Origin of the sequence: Rhizobium leguminosarum, from assembly GCF_001679785.1 — a bacterium.
Lineage (GTDB): Bacteria > Pseudomonadota > Alphaproteobacteria > Rhizobiales > Rhizobiaceae > Rhizobium > Rhizobium leguminosarum_R.
In genome coordinates this window covers 226,094-244,540 of record NZ_CP016293.1, presented here as the reverse complement: position 1 = coordinate 244,540, position 18,447 = coordinate 226,094, and the positions used below count along the sequence as shown (strand labels likewise).

Here is an 18,447-nt window from a genome sequence, read left to right as displayed (position 1 = left end):
GTCAGCATTCCTCCAGAACGACGATGATATCGCCGGCTTTGACGTTTCTTCCCGGCCCGGCGCGCAGGTCGCGGACGCGGCCTGCCGCATGGGCGGTGACGTTGATTTCCATTTTCATCGATTCGATGATGGCGAGTGTATCGCCGGCCGCAACCGAGGCACCCGGCTCGACCAGCAATTTCCAGATATTGCCGGGCACGGCGCTGGCAACCCCGAAGCAGCCGTCGGGAATATCCCCATCCGGGCTTTCGCCAGTGCCTTCATCGGTGACGAAGCTGTCGAGCCCGGCTTCCTTCCAGCGCTGGCGCTCAGTATCGAAGGCGGCCTGCTGCGTTGCCTTGAAGCGACCGATCGACGCCGAATTCGCCTGCAATTCCTTCTCGTAGGCGGCATAGGAGAATTCCGTTTCCTCGATCCGGATCGGATAGCCGCCATGCGGGAAGGCGGCGCGCGCCTCCGTCAGTTCCTGGTTGCTGACCGGGAAGAACCGGATCTGGTCGAAGAAGTTCAGCAGCCAGGGTTTGCCCCTGGCAAAGGCCGGTGTCTCCCGCCATGTGTTCCAGACCTGGATGGTGCGGCCGAAGAGCTGGTAGCCGCCCGGTCCTTCCATGCCGTAAATGCACATATAGGCGCCGCCGATGCCGACGGCATTTTCCGGCGTCCAGGTGCGGGCGGGATTGTATTTCGTCGTCACGAGGCGGTGGCGTGGATCGGTCGGGGTCGCAACCGGCGCGCCGAGATAGACGTCGCCGAGACCGAGCACCAGATAGCTTGCATCAAAGACGATATCGCGGACGGCCTGCTCGTCGGGAAGGCCGTTGATGCGGCGGATGAACTCGATATTCGATGGGCACCAGGGTGCGTTCGGGCGAACGAGTTCCTGATATTTGCGCATCGCAAGCTCCGCATCCGGATCGTTCCAGGACAGCGGCAGATGCACGATGCGGCTCGGCACCGTGACCTCCTGGGCTGCCGGAAGCGTCGCCTCGATCTCGGAGAGCAATCCCAGCAGGCGCCGGCGCGTCAACTGCGTGCCGTCGTAATGGATCTGCAGGGAACGGATGCCGGGGGTGAGGTCGACGACGCCGGGAAGGCGGGCCTCGATGACTGCCTGCATCAGCAGGTGCACCCGCAGCCGCAGCGCGATATCGAGCGTCATCGGCCCATATTCGACGAGCAGATTGTCGTCGCCCTGGCGGCGATAAACGACGGAAACCGGGCCATCCTCGCTGATGCCGACGATCGGCGAGCCTGTCTCTTCCGTGACCCGCCGCACTGCAGGGCCGGCGATCGGGTCTTCCGGTCGCACTACTGCATGAAAACGGATGAGGTCGCCGGGCTTGAACTGGCCCATCTTCCACTGCTCGTCCCGGGCAATCACCGCCGGGCAAACGAAGCCGCCAAGGCTCGGGCCGTCAGGACCGAGAATGATCGGCATGTCGCCGGTGAAATCGATCGCCCCGATCGCATAGGCATTGTCGTGCAGGTTGGAGGGGTGCAGCCCCGCCTCGCCGCCATCGCGGCGCGCCCAAACCGGGGCCGGGCCGATGAGGCGAACGCCGGTGCGGGCGCTGTTGAAATGTACCTCGTAAGCCGTCGAAAACAGCGTCTCGATATCCCCGTCCTGAAAGAAATCAGGCGCGCCGTGCGGGCCGTAAACGACGCCGACATCCCATTCGCGCGTCAAGGCGGCCGGCTCCGTCGCAGGCGTTGCCGGTTCGGCCGGCACTTGGCGGGCAAAATGCAGCACATGCCCCGTTTTCAGCGTGCCGGTGGCATTGCCGCCGAATTGGCCGAGGCCGAAGGTCGCCCTCGAGCCGAGCACGACGGGAGCGGCAAAACCACGGGCGACGGCGAGATAGGCGCGTTGTCCCGGTCCTTCGATCGAACCGATCGACAGGACCTGGCCGGCCCGGATTGTCACCGGGGTGTCATGCGGCAATTTTACGCCGTCGCATGTCATGGGCATCCGCGCGCCGGCAAGCGCGATCGTCTGGTCGGCATAAAACCGCAGCGTCGGACCGGAAACGGTCAACTCCAGCGCAGCCGTCACATCGGCATTGCCGACCAGCCGGTTGGCATGGCGGAAGGAGCGTTCGTCCATCGGCCCGCTCGGCGGTACGCCGACGTGCCACAGGCCGAGCCGCCCCGGCAGTTCCTGAATGCTCGATTGCGCCCCGGGCGCAAGCACCTCGACGACATCGGGAACGAAGGCGAAGTCGCGTAGCGCCGTCGTCGCCACTTTGGCGCTGGCCAGCAATTCGGAAGCGGCGATCGTTCTCAAATAATCGAGATTGGTCTCGATGCCCGATATCGATGTTTCGGCGAGTGCTGCCTTCAGCTTCTCGATCGCCGCCGGCCGGTCTTCCGCCGCCACGATCAATTTGGCGAGCATCGGGTCGTAGAAGGGCGTGACCTCGGTTCCCGTCTCGATCCAGCCGTCGACGCGGGCATTGTCCGGGAAGACGACCTCAGTCAGCAGGCCGGCACTCGGACGGAAATCGGCATGCGGCATCTCGGCATAAACACGCATCTCGATCGCCGCACCCTTCGGCGTCAGGCCCCTGGCGCCCGAGAGCACGTCCTCGCCGGCCGCCTGCCGGATCATCCATTCGACGAGGTCGATGCCGAAAACGGCTTCCGTGACGGGATGCTCGACCTGCAGGCGGGTATTGACCTCGAGGAAATAAAATTCCTCGCGCTGGGGATCATAGATGAATTCGACGGTGCCGGCCGATTCATAGGAGACCGAGCATCCCAAATCGACCGCCGCCTTGTGCAGCCGCGCCCTTGTCTCCGAGGAAAGACCAGGCGCAGGCGTTTCCTCGACCACCTTCTGGTTCCGCCGCTGCAGCGAGCAGTCGCGTTCGCCGAGCGCAATCACTCCACCCTTGCCGTCGCCGAAGATCTGCACCTCGACATGGCGCGCTTCGGCAACGAAACGCTCGATGTAGACGCGCGCATCGCCGAAGCTGGCGCGCGCGGTCCGCTGCACGCTTTCGAAAGAGGCCTTGAGGCTTGCTGCATCGGCGCAGAGCTGCATGCCGATGCCGCCGCCGCCGGCCGTGCTTTTCAGCATGACGGGATAACCGACGGTCTCGGCAGCCGAAAGCGCCTCGTCGACGCTCTGCAAGAGATCGGTGCCGGGCAGCAGCGGCACGCCGCTGGCTTTCGCCAATTCGCGCGCCGTGTGCTTCAGGCCGAAGGCCGACAGATGTTCCGGCCGTGGGCCGATGAAGGCGATGCCTTCGGCAGCAAGCCGCTCGGCAAAGCCGATATTCTCCGAGAGAAAGCCGTAGCCCGGATGCACGGCCTGGGCTCCCGTCGCCTTGCAGGCGGCGATGACGGCATCGACGTCAAGATAGCTTTCGGCAGCAGGCGCCGGGCCGAGGCGCACGGCCTCGTCGGCGGTCAGCGCCGGCTTCGAGAACCGATCGGCATCGGAATAGACGGCGACCGAGGCGATGCCCATCCTCTTCAATGTGCGGATGACGCGGACGGCGATCTCGCCGCGATTGGCGATAAGGACCTTGGTGAACATCGATCAGTCCTCGCCGTCCCAGATCAGCACCCGGACCGGCGTCGGATCGAAGCCGTTGCAGGGATTGTTGATCTGCGGGCAGTTGGAGATGACGCAGAGCACGTCCATCTCCGCCACCAGTTCGACATAGTCGCCGGGCGCGGAGATGCCGTCGACGATGGTCATCTCGCCGTTCGGCTTGATCGGCACGTTCATGAAGAAATTGATGTTCGGCACGATGTCGCGCTTGCTCATGCCGTGTTTTGTCACCTCGAGCACGAAATTGTCGCGGCAGGCATGCAGGTATTTGGTGCCGTGGCCAAAGCGCACCGTGTTGCTCTCGCAGGAGCAGGCGCCGGCCGACGTATCATGCCGGCCGCAGCTGTCGGCCGTCATGACAAGCATAACGTTGCCTTCGTTCGAGATGATCTTCGTGCCGGTGCCGATATAGGCGCCACCTTGCGCCCGCATCGTATCCTGGTTGGAATAACGCTCGGCAAAGTCATCGGCACGATAAAACAGCGTATCGATTGCCTGTTGGCCGTAGCTGTCCTCGATGCGGATCGTCTGGCCCTTGCGCACGATGCCGGACCATGGCGCTTCGGCCGCGATGAAATGATCCTGCACGGCGTTTTCGAGGCTGCGCGAAGCGGAAGTCTTGATGAAATCGGTCATCGTCATCCTCCTCAGGCCAGCATCGAGACGTTGTTCTCAAAGCCGCGAAGGGCTTCGGCGGTCGCGGTGCGCGAGAGGTCATCGACTGCAAGTGCGGGCGCGCGAAAGCGCGTGACGATCACCGGCTTCGGCGCATAGACCGGGTCGGGGTCGAGCGGATGCGGGCAATTGGAGAAGCCGACGATCATGTCCATCTCGGCGCGCAGCTCGGCATAGTCGCCGCTGTTGGAAAGCTTGCCGCGCCAGTGGAAGCCACCGTCATCGTCGACGCGGACCGGGGCGAAGAGATTGAGAATCGCAGGAATATCGCGCCTGGTGAGACCGAGTTTGCCGGCGACGAGCACGAGATTGTCGCGGGTGTTGCGGGTCTTGACGCCAGGATATCTTGCAGCGTTCGAAGCTGCCGTCGAGCCGCCCATCAGGCAGTCATGGGCGCCGGAACTATCCTCGATCAGCGAAAACATCACCCGGCCCATGTCCGAGAAGATGACACGGCCCTTGCCGAGGGCAGTCGTCCACTGCACCTTGACCGTATCGACGAGATTGAGCCGTTCGCTCGTATCAGTAGCGTTCCAGGCGACGAGCGCCACGGTCGATCCGCCTTCGCCCTGATCGATGCGGAGCGCCTCGCCGCGCTTCAGCGCGGTCGACCAGTACCAGCCGCCGGGGACGGTTTCCTGATGGATGATCGCAGCCGCATCGAGTGCGGGGGCGGGAAGGGGGCTCGGCGCCGGCAAGGCCGTCGGGGCAAATTCCAGCCCCTTCTTCTGATGTTCCTCATAACGCTGCCGATTGGCAGCGATCTCCTCGGGCGATCGTCTGACATGCATCATGGTTTTTCTCCTGACGGACTGGAAGCCGGGTCGTCCCGGCGAAGGCCCAGAGAAATGACCGGGCCGTCCCGGTCGGGGCTGAAGATGGAAGGCGCGCCGGCAAGCCTCGGCGGCCAGATCGAAATGTCCTTGGTGATCGTCGCGCCGTAGCGCTCCTTTTCTTCCGGGCGGTCACGCTTGCGCTCAAAGGCGACGACGCGCGTCGCCAGCGTGAAGGCCTCGCGCATGTCGTGCGTCACCATGACGACGGTCATCTGCGTTTCGTGCCAGAGGCGCTTCATCAATGTGTGGATTTCGGCGCGGATGCCGGGATCGAGCGCACCGAAGGGCTCATCGAGCAGCAGCACCTTCGGCTTCATGATCAGCGCCTGCGCCAGCGCCAGGCGCTGCTGCATGCCGCCTGAAAGCTGCGCCGGATATTTGCCCTCGGCGCCGGAAAGACCGACTTCGCCGATCAGCCGCCGGGCTTCGTCGATGGCGTGGCGGCGGGCGGCGCCGAAAAGCTTGGCCTTGTAGCGGGACGCCGAGAGTTCCCGCCCGAGCAGCACGTTTCCGAGGACCGTCAGATGCGGGAAGACGGAGTAGCGCTGGAAGACGACGCCGCGATCCGGCCCCGGCTCCTGCGGCAGCGCTTCGCCGTCCAGCAGGATCGTCCCTCGCGTTGGTCGCTCCTGGCCGAGCAGCATGCGCAGGAAAGTCGACTTGCCACAGCCGGACGGGCCGACAAGAGCGACGAAGGCGCGCGAAGCGACGGTCAGCGACACATCCTCGAGGACGATCTGGTCGCCATATTCCTTCCAAACCTTTTCGATCACCAACTCGCTCATGCCTGCTTCTCCAGCTCAGACCAGGGGAAAACAGCGATGCGGATGCGATCGAGGATATAATTCATGATCACGGCGAGCAGCGTGATCCAGACGACATAGGGAAAGATGATGTCCATCGAGAGATAGCGGCGGACGAGGAAGATGCGGTAGCCGAGACCGGAATCCGACGAAATCGCCTCGGCGGCGATCAGGAACAGCCAGGCGGGACCGAGCTGAAGCCTGAGGCAGGTGATCAGCCGCGGCAGGATCTGCGGCAGCACCACACGAAGGCCGATCTGCCAGGAAGAGCCGCCGAGCGTTTCAGCCTTGACGATCTGTTCGCGCGGCAGTTCCAGCGCCTTCAGCGCAAGGTCACGGATCATCGTCGGCGCAACGCCGATGACGATGAGAGCGATCTTCGAGGCTTCGCCAAGCCCCATGGCGATGAAGAGGATCGGCAGCAGCGCCAGCGGCGGCACCATCGAGATAACGGCGACGAAGGGAGAGAGCAGGGCTCGGAGATAAGGCAGCATGCCGATCAGCATGCCGACGACGAGCGCCGTGACTGTGGAGATGCCGAGGCCGGCAAGCAGGCGGATCAGGCTCGCCCCCGTATCGGACCAGAGCAGGTATTGGCCGGTGCGCGGATCGGCGATGAAGGCCAGGCGGTCGATCGCATCGGCAAAACCGGCAAGACCTGGCAGCAGCTTGTCGTTGGCGTTTTCCGCCAGCCGTGCGGCCGAGCCGAAAGTATAGGCAACGATCAGCAGCACGAAGGGCAGCAGCGTCAAGGCAAGCTGTGCGCCCCGGCTCGGCCTCGTGTTGATCCAGCGCATAGGGAAAGCTCCGCTGATGAAGGGTGGGCGGTGCGGCAACGCCGCACCGCTGCTTTGACATGGCTCAGAGCGAACCGTCGGCGGCGGCCTTCATGTAGGTCTCGGTGAAGCGCAGCTTGACGTTGCCGCTATCGCCGAGGATCTTGCCATCAGGCATTTCAATGCCGATGACGTCGGCGGACGGCGCGCCATTGCCGAGCAGGCCTTTTTCGAACAGGAAGTTGCGGACGAGATCCATTGTCTTCGGCAGGCTGCCCGAGGCGGTGAAGGCAACGGCATCGGACGGCTTGGCAAACAGCTTGGTTGCGGCAAGCTGGGATTCGAAGCCCTTGAGATCGGTGCCCGATGCCTGGCCCATCGCCTCGCGCGCAGCCTTGCCGTCGGCACTGTCGGCAGTCAGCAGTGCTGCGGTTTCATACCAGATGCCGGCGAGCGCCTTGCCGAAATTCGGATTGTCCTTCAGCACGCCGGAATTGGCGACCATCAGGTCGATGATCTCGCCCGGCACCTGCGAGCTGTCGAAGACCTTCTTGGCCGTGGGATCCTCGAGGATGGTTGAGACCAGCGGGTTCCAGGTGACGACCGCAGTCACGTCAGCCGTCTTATAAGCGGCGACCATATCGGCGTCGGAGGTGTTGACCACTTTCACGTCGCGCTCGGTCAGCTTGATGCTTTCGAGCGCGCGAGCGAGCAGGTAATGCGAGACGGAAAATTCGACGAGATTGACGTTCTGTCCCTTGATGTCGGCAAGACTCGCCTTGTCCTTGAGGATGACGGCATCATTGCCGTTCGAAAAGTCGCCGACAATCACGGCCGTGGTATCGACGCCGCCGGCGGCCGGGATCGACAGACCGTCCATGTTGGTCAGCGTCACGGCGTCGAAGGCGCCGGCGGTATACTGGTTCATCGATTCGACGTAGTCGTTGAACTGGGTCACCTCGATCTTGATGCCGTATTTGTCGGCCCATTTCTTGACAATGCCGTGATCAGCGGCATAACCCCAGGGCATCCAGCCGACGTAGATCGACCAGGCAACCTTGAAGTCGGTCTTCTGTTCGGCCTTGGCTTGGGAAACGAGCCCGAGCGCCAGGGACGCCGTCAGTGCGGTAATCGATAGAATCTTCGAAAAAGTCTGCATTGAAATTCCCCTTTTGCTTTTCTTCAAAAGGGATCGGCAATGACCATCGTGCCGCCAATCCCTTGGCTTACGAGGTCTCCCGGGCTTTTGTCCCGCCGTGCACCCGGCGGGATGTCTCCCCTGCCGGTGGCAGCTCTCGGACCAGTCACGCCTTGCGACGCCGGAACCCTAGCCACCAACTCTGCAACTATCGAAGCAAAGTGCGTGCCAAATTATAAATCATTGATTTTATTGAGGGTGCGAATGACATCAATTCGCTGACAAGTGCAATAGTGCATGCACTTGCACAGAAAATGTGCGCATTCTGCCGCCACCTTAGGCGGTGGTTCTTTTTTGCCCAAATGAAAAAGTAGCAGGCAGACCACGCAGAACGCCGCGTTGCGACTCTATCTGAGCTAGTTCCGGAAGGCCCCGGCCGGGACCGTCGTCACCAGCCGGATATCGCGGCGGAAGTCCGACGGCGACATGCCGGCGATATGGCGGAAGGATTTGTTGAAGGCGCTGATCGAGCCGAAGCCGCTGTCCATCGCCACCTGCAGCACGTTGGCGCCCTCGCTCATCAGCATCGCCTGGGCGCGCGACAGCCGCAGCAGCGTCACATATTTGCTGAGCGTCATGCCGGTCGATCGCTTGAACAGGTTCATCGCATATTTCGGATGCAGGTCGGCGGCGCGGGCGATATCGACCGAATCGATGTCGTGCAGGAAATTGGCGGCGATGAAATCACACATGCGCGCGACGCTGCGCGAGGAATGCGGGTGCGGATGATCGCCTTCGAGACTGATGACGGCCTGCGACGTCATCGAATAAGGTTCGAGCGCGATCCGCTCGATGCGCAGCAGCAGCTCGTCCACAGCATGCTGGGCCTTGGCGGCATCGCCGGAGTTGGCATAGCGGAACCAGCGGGTGAAGTTCTCGTTGTCGGCGGCATCCGTTGCCGAGGTCAGCAGCGTCTCACCCTTCATAAGCCGGCTGGAAACGCTGATCGGCAGGCGCAGCCGGAAGAAATAGACGAGCGGCAGATGGGCGCCGGCATAGAGCGAATCATCTGAGGATTCGTCCATCTGATGCGGCTGACCACCCCAGAAGAGGCACATCTCGCCGGCGTTCAGCCGGAATTCGTGATCGCTCATCCGGTAATGCACGGTGCCGCGCATCACGTAGTTGACCTCGACCTGCGCATGCCAGTGCGGCATGGCCATTACAGGCGGATGGGCATGAAACATCTGCAGCGCTGTCGGCAAACCCTCGATGCTGCTCGCGCCGGGCTGATAGATTGCACGTGTGCCGACCTTACTTTCCGCCAAATTCATGTTCCCTTTTTAGGAGACACCCGCTCCCTTACAGATAGTCTAACCGCGTTCGTGAAAGATCGGCAATTGAAAAGGGAGGATTTTCAATGCGCTTCAAACTTCTCGCTGCGACCGCAGCTGTCGCAGTGCTTGCTTCCGGCTCCGCATTCGCGCAGTCGGCCAATCTCACCATCTGGAGCTGGAATGTCGCCGCGTCGGCATTGAAGTCCACGCTTCCAGGCTTCAACAAACAGTTTCCCGATATCAAGATCACCGTCGAGGACCTTGGCAACGCCCAGGTCTTCGATAAGACGCTGGCTGCCTGCGCCGCTGGCGGCGACGGCTTGCCCGACATCGTCAGCATCGAAAACTTCGAGGCCGAGATCTTCTGGAGCCGTTTTCCGGATTGCTTCGCCAATCTGAAGGAGCTCGGTTACACGGCCGACATTCAGGCGAAATTCCCTGAATTCAAGCGCACCGAGCTTGAGGTCGGCGACGTCGCCTATGCCATGCCGTGGGATTCCGGCCCTGTCGCCGTCTTCTATCGCCGCGATCTCTACGAAAAGGCCGGCGTCGATCCGAGCACGATCAACACCTGGGACGACTTTATTGCCGCCGGCAAGAAGATTTCCGCCGCCAACCCCGGCACCGTCATGGCGCAGGCGGACTTCAATGGCGACAGCGAATGGTTTCGTATGATCGCCAATGAACAGGGCTGCGGCTATTACTCGGCCGACGGCCAGAATATCACCATCAACCAGCCGGCCTGCGTCTCCTCGCTGCAAAAGGTGAAGGAAATGAAGGATGCCGGCACGCTGACGGCGGCCAACTGGGACGAAAAGATCCAGGCCAACACCGCCGGCAAGGCCGCAAGCCAGCTGTATGGCGGTTGGTACGAGGGCACCGTTCGCTCGACCTCGCCCGATCTCAAGGGCAAGTGGGGCGTCTACAAAATGCCGAGCCTGACGGCCGATGGCCCACATGCCGCCAATCTCGGCGGTTCGTCGCTCGCTATTTCGGCAACCTCCGCAAACAAGGAAGCGGCCTGGAAATTCGTCAACTACGCCCTCGGCACGAATGAGGGTCAGGTGACCATGCTGAAGGAATTCGGTCTGGTGCCATCGTTGCTCTCGGCCGTTCAGGATCCCTTCGTCAACGAAGCGCAGCCTTATTGGGGCGGTCAGAAGGTCTGGGCCGATATCCTGGCGACGCTGCCGAAGATCGTGCCGAGCCGCGGCACCGCCTTCCAGAGCGATGCCGAAGCCATCTTCAAGGCGACGCAGGCGAAGTTCTTCTCCGGCGGCTATCCCAATGCGAAGGCGGCTCTCGACGATGCCGCCAACCAGATCGCTTCGGCGACCGGCCTTCCGATCGCGCAGTGAATGACGAAGCCGGGCGCTTGACGCGCCCGGCACTCCGTCCGCCGCAAGGCGGATGGTCATTCGTTGGTTTTGTGAGGAGGAGGCTCGATGCCGTTCAGAACCCGGAGCGCCTATGCGTTCCTCGCCCCTTATCTGCTGGTCTTTGCCACCTTCTGGGTCTGGCCGATCATCAATTCGTTCCTGATTTCCTTTCAGAACACCCGCATCAACCCATGGAAATATAGTTTCCAGGCCAATTGGGGCCGGCTCTTCTACGATCCGGCCTTCTACAATGCCCTCTACAACACGCTGATCATCCTGGTGATCCAGGTGCCCGTCATGATCGCGCTCGCGACCGTTATGGCCGTCATGCTCAATTCGCCGCTGCTGAAAGCGCGCCCCCTCTTCCGCTTCGCCTTCTTTGCGCCTGTCGTCGTCGGCGAAGTCGCCTATGCCGCGGTGTTTCGGCTGATGTTCAGCCTCGATTTCGGTATCGTCAACAAGCTGATCTCGGCCGTCGGTCTCAGCCCGGTCTCCTGGTTCGACAATGCCAATGCCGCCATGGCGCTGATCATTCTCGCCGTCACATGGCGCTGGGCAGGCTACAACGCCATCATCATCCTCGCCGGCCTGCAGTCGATTCCCGATGATGTCTACGAGGCGGCGACGCTCGACCGGGTAAGCAAGGTCCAGCAGTTCTTCCACATCACCCTGCCGCTCCTGAAACCGATCATCCTCTTCTGCGTGGTGCTCTCGGTGATCGGGACCATGCAGCTCTTCACCGAGCCCTTCCTCATCACCAATCGCGGCGGTCCCGGCGGCGGCACCGAGACCCTCGGCCTGCTGCTTTATCGCCAGGGCTTCACCTCGCTGAACTTCGGCTATGCCTCGGCGATCGCCTATACGATGGCTGCTCTTGCCGTGGCGATCTCGCTTCTCAATCTCTGGGTCGGGAGGGATCCGAAATGAAATCCAAATCGCAATCGCTTCTGCTGCGCCAGATCGCGTTGCATGCTGCACTGGCGCCGCTGGCGATAATCTGGCTGTTTCCGCTCTGGATGATGTTCGTCTTCTCAACCATGCCCGACAACGGCATCTTCAGCCCTGACATCGTGCTCTGGCCATCGACCAACTTCGTCGAGAATTTCAAAAACCTGCAGGCCGATACCGATTTCATCGGGGCAATGGTGATCTCCATCGGCGTGGCGCTGATCTATACAGTGCTCTCGGTGCTGCTGACCTCGATGGCCGGCTGGGCACTGGCACGTTACCGTTTCGTCGGCCGCTCCGTCGTCATCGCCATCATCCTCGGCACGATCACGCTTCCCTTCTCCGTGGTCGTCATCCCGCAATTCATCATGGTGGCGCGCGAGTTCAAGCTGGCAAACACCTGGGTAGCTCTGATCGTGCCGCCGCTGTTCAATTCGCTCGGCGTGCTGTTCATGCGGCAATCCTTCTCGATGATGCCGGGCGAGCTCTTCGATGCGGCCCGGGTCGAGGGCGTCAAGGAATGGCAGATCTTCCTGCGCATCGCCTTGCCACTGGCGCGCCCGACCATGGCGGCATTGGCGATCATTCTCTTCCTGCACTCGTGGAACAATTACCTCTGGCCGCTGCTGATCAATTCCAGACCCGGGATGATGACGGCGCCTGTGGCATTGGGAACGCTGATCGGCCTCACCAAGGTCTCCTGGGGCGGCATCATGGCCGGCGCGGTACTGCTGACGGCGCCGATCCTCGTCATTTTCGTGGCTCTTCAGCGCCATTTCATCGCCGGCATCGCGGCCGGCGCAATTAAATAATCGGGCAAATAATCGGGAGGCTGCATGGCAGAGCTTTCACTCAGCAACATCGTCAAGCGCTTCGGCGGCTTTGAGATCATCCACGGCGCCAATCTGGAGGTGAAGGACGGCGAATTCGTCGTCTTCGTCGGCCCCTCCGGCTGCGGCAAATCCACGCTGCTCAGGATGATCGCCGGCCTCGAGGACATTACGTCAGGCGAGCTTCAGATCGGCGGCAGGGTCGTCAACGACGTCGAGCCGGCCGATCGCGGCATCGCCATGGTCTTCCAATCCTATGCGCTCTATCCGCACCTGACCGTCGAGCAAAATTTGAGCTTCGGCCTGCGCATGAACGGCAATCCGAAGGCCGACACCGAGCGGCGCGTGGGCCATGTCGCCGAGATCCTGCAGATCACCGAACTCATGAAACGCCGGCCGAAGCAGCTTTCCGGCGGCCAGCGCCAGCGTGTCGCGATCGGCCGCGCCATCGTCCGCGAACCACAGGTCTTCCTGTTCGACGAACCTTTGTCGAACCTCGATGCCGAACTGCGCGTGCAGATGCGCGTGGAGATCTCCAGGCTGCACAAGAAGCTCGGCACGACGATGATCTACGTCACCCACGACCAGACGGAAGCGATGACACTCGCCGACAGGATCGTCGTGCTGCGCGCCGGTAATATCGAACAGATCGGCGCGCCGCTCGACCTTTACGATGATCCGGCAAACCAGTTCGTCGCCGGTTTCGTCGGCTCGCCGAAGATGAATTTCCTCAAGGCTGCGGTGGTTGAGACGCAGCCGGGCAGGGCAGTGATTGCGCTCGAAAGCGACGCCAATACACGTCTGACACTGCCGGTCACCGACCCCATTGAACCCGGTGCAAAAATGACGCTCGGCATCCGTCCCGAACATTTCGTCGATGCGGGCACCGGCGATGCCGACCTCACCGTCACCATCGACGTCGCGGAACACCTCGGCAATACCAGTTACATCTACGCAACCGTTGGCCCCGAGCAACTGATCATCGAGCGGCCGGAATCGCGCGTCGCCGGCAACCGCGAAACGCTGACGGTCGGCCTTCCCGCCAACCGCACATTCCTTTTCGACGGTGCCGGCAAGCGGCTTCGCTGAACCAAATCCCAGGACAGAAAGACGAAAGAGGATTTTCCATGACTTCAGATCAACCGATCCGCTGGGGCATCATCGGCCCCGGCACCATCGCCCGCACTTTTGCAGACGGCGTCGCCCATTCGCGCACCGGAAGACTGGTGGCGATCGCCACCCGCAATCCGGCAAAGCCGGGCCTTGCCGAGAATTTCCCCGGCGCCCGCATCGTCGATGGTTACGAGGCGCTGCTCTCCGATAAGGACATCGATGCGATCTATATCGCCGTCCCGCACACCGGCCACGCGGAATGGGCGATCAAGGCGGCACGCGCCGGCAAGCACGTCCTGGTGGAAAAGCCGATCGCGCTCTCGGCCTATGATGCCGAAGCGGTTTACTACGAAGCGAAAAAAGCCGGCGTTTTTGCCGGCGAGGCCTTCATGTACCGCGTGCATCCGCAGACGGAGAAGCTGGTCGAGCTGGTCAAAAGCGGCGTCATCGGCACCGTTCGGATCATCCGCTCGAGCTTCGGCTTCAACATGGGCAGCTATAAGCCGGAACACCGGCTTTTCGCCAACGATACCGCCGGCGGCGGCATTCTCGATGTCGGCGGTTATCCGGTCTCAATGGCCAGGCTGATATCAGGCGCCGCGGAGGGGAAGGCCTTTCTCGAACCGGAAAAGGTCTCGGGCGTCGCCCATCTCGGAGAGAGCGGCGTCGATGAATGGGCATCTGCCGTGCTCAAATTCCCGAACGAGATCATCGCCGAAGTCTCCTGCTCGATCATGGCGCAGCAGGACAATGTGCTGCGCATCATCGGCTCCGAGGGCCGGATCGAGGTCCAGGACTTCTGGTTCGCCTCCGGTCACAAGGGCGGCGTCGGCAAGATCGAGATCTTCAAGGGCGGCAAGCAGGAGACCGTCGAACTCAGGGAGGATCGCTGGCTCTATTCCTTCGAAGCGGATGCGGCGGGCGATGCCATCCGCGCCGGCAAGACCGAATTTAGCTCTCCTGGCATGAGCTGGGCAGATTCGATCGGAAACCTGCGTGTGCTCGACCAGTGGCGTGCCTCGGTCGGCCTCGAATACGGCGTGGAAAAAGCCAGCAAACGCACGACAAACATTGCCGGCGGCGCGATCACGCGCGGCAACAGCGTTCCGCAGCGTCAAATTCCCGGCATTTCCAAGCCGGCCTCGGTCGTGACACTCGGCTTCGAGTTCTTCCCGAACTTCGCCGCCGCCTCGCTGACGCTCGACGCCTTTTACGAGGCTGGGGGCAATGCCTTCGACACGGCCTATGTCTATGGCGGCGGCAAGACGGAGGCGATCTTCGGCGACTGGCACACGAGCCGCAAGGTGCCGCGCGAAGAGATCGTGCTGATCGGCAAGGGCGCCCATTCGCCGCTTTGCTATCCCGATATGATCGCAAAGCAGCTCGACCAGTCGCTTTCCCGGCTGAAGACCGACTATGTCGACATCTATTTCATGCATCGCGACAATACCGACGTGCCCGTCGGCGAGTTCGTCGATGCCATGGATGCCGAGGTCAAGCGCGGACGCATCCGCGGCATATTCGGTGGCTCGAACTGGACGCGGGCGCGCTTCGACGAGGCGATCGCCTATGCCAAAAAGACCGGCAAGACGGCGCCGGCAGCACTTTCCAACAACTTCTCGCTCGCCGAGATGCTCGACCCGATCTGGGCCGGCTGCGTTGCCGCTTCCGATGACGACTGGAAGAAATGGCTGAACGAGAAGCAGATCCCGAACTTTGCCTGGTCGAGCCAGGGCCGCGGCTTCTTTACCGACCGCGCCGGCCGCGACAAGCGAGACGATGAGGAGATCGTCCGGGTCTGGTATTCCGAGCGCAACTTCGGACGCCGCGACCGCGCTATCGACCTTGCCAATAAGCTCGGCCGCCATCCAATCCACATCGCGCTCGCCTATGTGATTGCCCAGCCTTTCCCGGTCATTCCGCTGATCGGGCCGCGCACCGTCGCCGAGCTGGAAGACAGCCTCTCGGCGCTCGACATCAAGCTGACACCCGATCAGGTGAAGTGGCTGGAAGGCTGAAGTAACAACAAAGGGCGCGGTTTGAACCGCGCCCTTTGCTTTTTCTACTTGCGCGGCTCGGAAGCTTTCTTCCTGGCCGCGTCGTCCATCAGCTCATACCACATGGCGTTGAGGACGGCGAAGGCGGCGGCCAGCGGCAGGCCGAGGATCCATGCAAAATACCACATTGTTTCGTCTCCCTGAGAGCACCAAGAAAAGTGCAAAGCGGTTTTCCCAGGCAAAGCGCGAAACGCTTTTGCCGGGAATTGCGCAAAAACAAAAGGTTAGAGCGGTTCTACTGAATCGCTCTAGTAGGCGTGGCTATTTTTATCGGCGATGGACTTCTCATCGACCTTGCCCCATAGAACCTTGTAGACCCAGGCCGTGTAGGCGAAGATGATCGGCAGGAAGATCACCGTCACCACAAGCATGATGAACAGCGTCATGTGGCTGGAGGACGCATCCCAGACCGTCAGGCTCGATCGCGGATCGAGCGAGGAGGGCAGGATGAACGGAAACATCGAGAGGCCGACCGTCGAGATGATGCCAAAGATCGCCACCTTGCTGAAGAGCAGCGTCATGACCTCGCGCCTGGCCCGCATGGCAATGAAGGCCAGTGCCGCGCCGACGAAGCCGAGGACCGGTGCGATGATCATCCACGGATGGGCGGCGTAATTGGTAAGCCACGCGCCTTTCTCCAGCGCCACGGTCTTCAGCAGCGGATTGGAGGGGCCGATCGGGCTGATATCGCTGGTGATGCGATAGCCACCGACGCCGATCCACAGGAAGAGACCGCCGAGTGCGAAAAGCACGATGACGGCAAGGGCAGCGATGCTGCCATAGCTTCTGGCGCGCTCGGCGACCGGGCCACTCGACTTCAACACCAGCCAGGCCGCACCATGCATCGTCAGCATGGCTAGGGAAAGCAGGCCGCAGAGCAGCGCATAGGGGTTGAGCAGGGCGAAGAACGAGCCTTCGTAGAAGATCCGCATATCGTCGGCAAAGCGGAAGGGAACGCCCTGCAGCACATTGCCGACGGCAACGCCGAAGATCAGCGACGGCACGAAGCCGCCGACAAAGAGAGCCCAATCCCAGCCGCTCCGCCAATTGGCGCTTTCCCGCTTCGACCGGTATTTGAAACCGACCGGTCGTAGGATGAGCGCGAAGAGGATCGCGAACATCGCCAGATAGAAGCCGGAGAAGGACACCGCATAAAGCGGCGGCCAGGCGGCGAAGATAGCGCCGCCGCCGAGGATCAGCCAGACTTGGTTGCCCTCCCAGGTGGCGCCGATGGTGTTGATCGCCACGCGCCGTTCCGTATCGGTCCGGGCAACGAAAGGCAGAAGCGTGCCGACGCCGAGATCGAAGCCGCCGGTCGTCGCAAAAGCGATCAGCAGGACGCCGAGCAGCAGCCACCAGATGAGACGCAGGGTTTCATAGTCGAAGAGTTCGTGAAGGATCATGGCAGGTCACTCCGCGGCCGGGACGAGGGTTTCGGAAATCAGAATCGCTTCCGGCTCGTCGTCCGGCTCCGGTCCTTGCTTGATCGCCTTGATCATCAGGCCCATCTCGATGACGATCAGCGTCGTGTAGAGCGCCGCAAAACCGATGATCGTCAGAAGCACGGTGCCGGCGCCGAGGCTGGAGACGGCGGCGGCCGTCGGCAGCACGCCTTCGATCACCCAGGGCTGGCGGCCGAACTCGGCGACGACCCAGCCGAGCTCGATGGCGACCCAGGGCAGGGGGATCGCCAGCACGGCAATTCTGAGAAGCAGTGGATACTTATCGAGATGGCGGCGCGCCGACAGCCAGAAAAAGGTGGCGGTCAGCAGGATGAAGAAGATGCCGAGACCAACCATGATGCGGAAGGACCAGAAGAGCGTCGGCACGTGCGGGATCGTATCACGCGCAGCCTGAATGATCTGCTCCTCGGTCGCCTGGCGCGGATCGTCGACGTAGCGCTTCAGAAGAAGAGCGTAGCCCAGATCATGGCCGAGATCCTCGAAGGAAGTGCGCACTTCCTGCGCAACCTGGTCCTGTGCCGGTACTGCACGGATCTGCATCAGCGCGTCGTAAGCCTTGATGCCGTCGCGGATCCGGGTTTCGGCCTGTTGTTCGAGCTTGTCGATACCGGGGATTTCTGTGGTCAGCGACCGCGTTCCGATCAGGCCCATGACCCAGGGAATGTGCACGGCAAAATGCGTCTCGCGCGCCTCCTGGTCGGGGAAGCCAAAGGCGGTGAAAGCGGCCGGGGCCGGTTCGGTCTTCCACATGCCCTCGATGGCGGCGAGCTTCATCTTCTGGTTTTCGGTGGCGAGATAACCACTCTCATCGCCAAGCACGACGACCGAAAGCGCCGAAGCAAGGCCGAAGGAGGCGGCGACCGTCATCGAGCGCTTGGCAAGCTCGATATGCCGGCCCTTGAGGATATACCAAGCCGAGACGCCGAGCACGAAGATCGAGGCGCAGACATAACCTGCTGATACCGTATGGACGAATTTCGCCTGGGCCACAGGATTGAAGACCACGTCGAAGAAGCTTGTGATCTCCATGCGCATCGTCTGCGGATTGAGCGCCGATCCCACGGGATTCTGCATCCAGCCATTGGCGATCAGGATCCAGAGTGCGGAAAAGTTCGACCCCAGCGCCACCGCCCAGGTGGCGACCAGATGACCGACCTTCGACAGCTTGTCCCAGCCGAAGAAGAACAGGCCGACGAAGGTCGCCTCGAGGAAGAAGGCCATCAGGCCTTCGATCGCCAGCGGCGCGCCGAAGATGTCGCCGACATAATAGCTGTAATAGCTCCAGTTCATGCCGAACTGGAATTCCATGACGATGCCGGTGGCGACGCCGAGCACGAAATTGATGCCGAACAGCCCGCCCCAGAATTTTGTCATCTGCCGCCAGATCTGGCGGCCGGTCATGACATAGACAGTTTCCATGATCGCCAGCACCACGGACAAGCCGAGCGTCAGAGGCACGAACAGGAAGTGGTAAAGCGCCGTCAGCGCGAATTGGAAGCGCGATAACGCGACGATATCTAGTTCCATTGTCTT

At 61.8% G+C, this 18,447-nt stretch carries 15 protein-coding genes and 1 riboswitch; of the genes, 5 read left to right on the top strand and 10 right to left on the bottom strand.

What is annotated here, in order from left to right:
• Window position 1: 1 nt before the first annotated feature.
• The 7 genes from uca to BA011_RS40675 form a co-directional block, all read right to left on the bottom strand.
• Window positions 2-3,541, bottom strand: a complete 3,540-nt coding sequence (gene uca / locus BA011_RS40705) for an urea carboxylase (RefSeq protein WP_065284979.1) — start codon at window positions 3,539-3,541, stop codon at window positions 2-4.
• Between the two features lie 3 nt (window positions 3,542-3,544).
• Window positions 3,545-4,195 carry an urea amidolyase associated protein UAAP2 gene (locus BA011_RS40700; protein WP_065284978.1) on the bottom strand — a complete coding sequence of 217 codons (651 nt, stop codon included), beginning with the start codon at window positions 4,193-4,195 and terminating at the stop codon, window positions 3,545-3,547.
• A gap of 11 nt (window positions 4,196-4,206) precedes the next feature.
• The gene (locus BA011_RS40695; RefSeq protein WP_065284977.1) at window positions 4,207-5,028 is read right to left on the bottom strand and encodes an urea amidolyase associated protein UAAP1; all 822 of its coding nucleotides are present in this window, start codon (window positions 5,026-5,028) and stop codon (window positions 4,207-4,209) included.
• A complete protein-coding gene (locus BA011_RS40690) occupies window positions 5,025-5,855 on the bottom strand; it encodes an ABC transporter ATP-binding protein (RefSeq protein ID WP_065284976.1) in 831 nt (276 codons plus the stop codon). The genes BA011_RS40695 and BA011_RS40690 overlap by 4 nt, the downstream gene beginning before the upstream one ends.
• Window positions 5,852-6,670: an ABC transporter permease gene (locus tag BA011_RS40685; RefSeq protein WP_065284975.1), complete on the bottom strand. Its 819-nt coding sequence runs from the start codon at window positions 6,668-6,670 to the stop codon at window positions 5,852-5,854. The genes BA011_RS40690 and BA011_RS40685 overlap by 4 nt, the downstream gene beginning before the upstream one ends.
• Window positions 6,671-6,734: 64 nt before the next feature.
• Window positions 6,735-7,808, bottom strand: a complete 1,074-nt coding sequence (locus BA011_RS40680; RefSeq protein WP_065284974.1) for a putative urea ABC transporter substrate-binding protein — start codon at window positions 7,806-7,808, stop codon at window positions 6,735-6,737.
• Window positions 7,809-7,882: 74 nt separating this feature from the next.
• Window positions 7,883-7,991, bottom strand: a riboswitch (guanidine-I (ykkC/yxkD leader).
• A 212-nt stretch (window positions 7,992-8,203) separates the two neighbouring features.
• Entirely contained in the window at window positions 8,204-9,121 is a 918-nt protein-coding gene (locus BA011_RS40675) for a helix-turn-helix domain-containing protein (RefSeq protein ID WP_025398518.1), read from the bottom strand.
• An 86-nt stretch (window positions 9,122-9,207) separates the two neighbouring features.
• On the opposite strand from BA011_RS40675, the gene BA011_RS40670 reads away from it, so the two are divergent.
• The 5 genes from BA011_RS40670 (at window position 9,208) to BA011_RS40650 (ending at window position 15,412) form a co-directional block, all read left to right on the top strand.
• Window positions 9,208-10,482 (top strand): extracellular solute-binding protein, encoded by a 1,275-nt coding sequence (locus BA011_RS40670; RefSeq protein WP_065284973.1) that lies wholly within the window; start codon window positions 9,208-9,210, stop codon window positions 10,480-10,482.
• An 87-nt stretch (window positions 10,483-10,569) separates the two neighbouring features.
• Window positions 10,570-11,430: a carbohydrate ABC transporter permease gene (locus tag BA011_RS40665; protein ID WP_065284972.1), complete on the top strand. Its 861-nt coding sequence runs from the start codon at window positions 10,570-10,572 to the stop codon at window positions 11,428-11,430.
• Window positions 11,427-12,263: a carbohydrate ABC transporter permease gene (locus BA011_RS40660; RefSeq protein ID WP_003549196.1), complete on the top strand. Its 837-nt coding sequence runs from the start codon at window positions 11,427-11,429 to the stop codon at window positions 12,261-12,263. Before BA011_RS40665 ends, BA011_RS40660 begins: the two co-directional genes overlap by 4 nt.
• 24 nt (window positions 12,264-12,287) lie before the next feature.
• Window positions 12,288-13,370 (top strand): ABC transporter ATP-binding protein, encoded by a 1,083-nt coding sequence (locus BA011_RS40655; protein ID WP_065284971.1) that lies wholly within the window; start codon window positions 12,288-12,290, stop codon window positions 13,368-13,370.
• Between the two features lie 38 nt (window positions 13,371-13,408).
• Complete coding sequence (locus BA011_RS40650; RefSeq protein WP_065284970.1) at window positions 13,409-15,412, top strand: aldo/keto reductase; 2,004 nt, start codon at window positions 13,409-13,411, stop codon at window positions 15,410-15,412.
• A gap of 44 nt (window positions 15,413-15,456) precedes the next feature.
• Here BA011_RS40650 and cydX read toward each other — a convergent pair whose 3' ends face one another.
• The 3 genes from cydX to BA011_RS40635 form a co-directional block, all read right to left on the bottom strand.
• Window positions 15,457-15,579: a cytochrome bd-I oxidase subunit CydX gene (gene cydX / locus BA011_RS40645; protein WP_017957645.1), complete on the bottom strand. Its 123-nt coding sequence runs from the start codon at window positions 15,577-15,579 to the stop codon at window positions 15,457-15,459.
• 120 nt (window positions 15,580-15,699) lie between these two features.
• Window positions 15,700-16,854, bottom strand: a complete 1,155-nt coding sequence (gene cydB, locus BA011_RS40640) for a cytochrome d ubiquinol oxidase subunit II (RefSeq protein WP_065284969.1) — start codon at window positions 16,852-16,854, stop codon at window positions 15,700-15,702.
• 6 nt (window positions 16,855-16,860) lie between these two features.
• A complete protein-coding gene (locus tag BA011_RS40635) occupies window positions 16,861-18,441 on the bottom strand; it encodes a cytochrome ubiquinol oxidase subunit I (protein ID WP_065284968.1) in 1,581 nt (526 codons plus the stop codon).
• Between the last annotated feature and the right edge of the window lie 6 nt (window positions 18,442-18,447).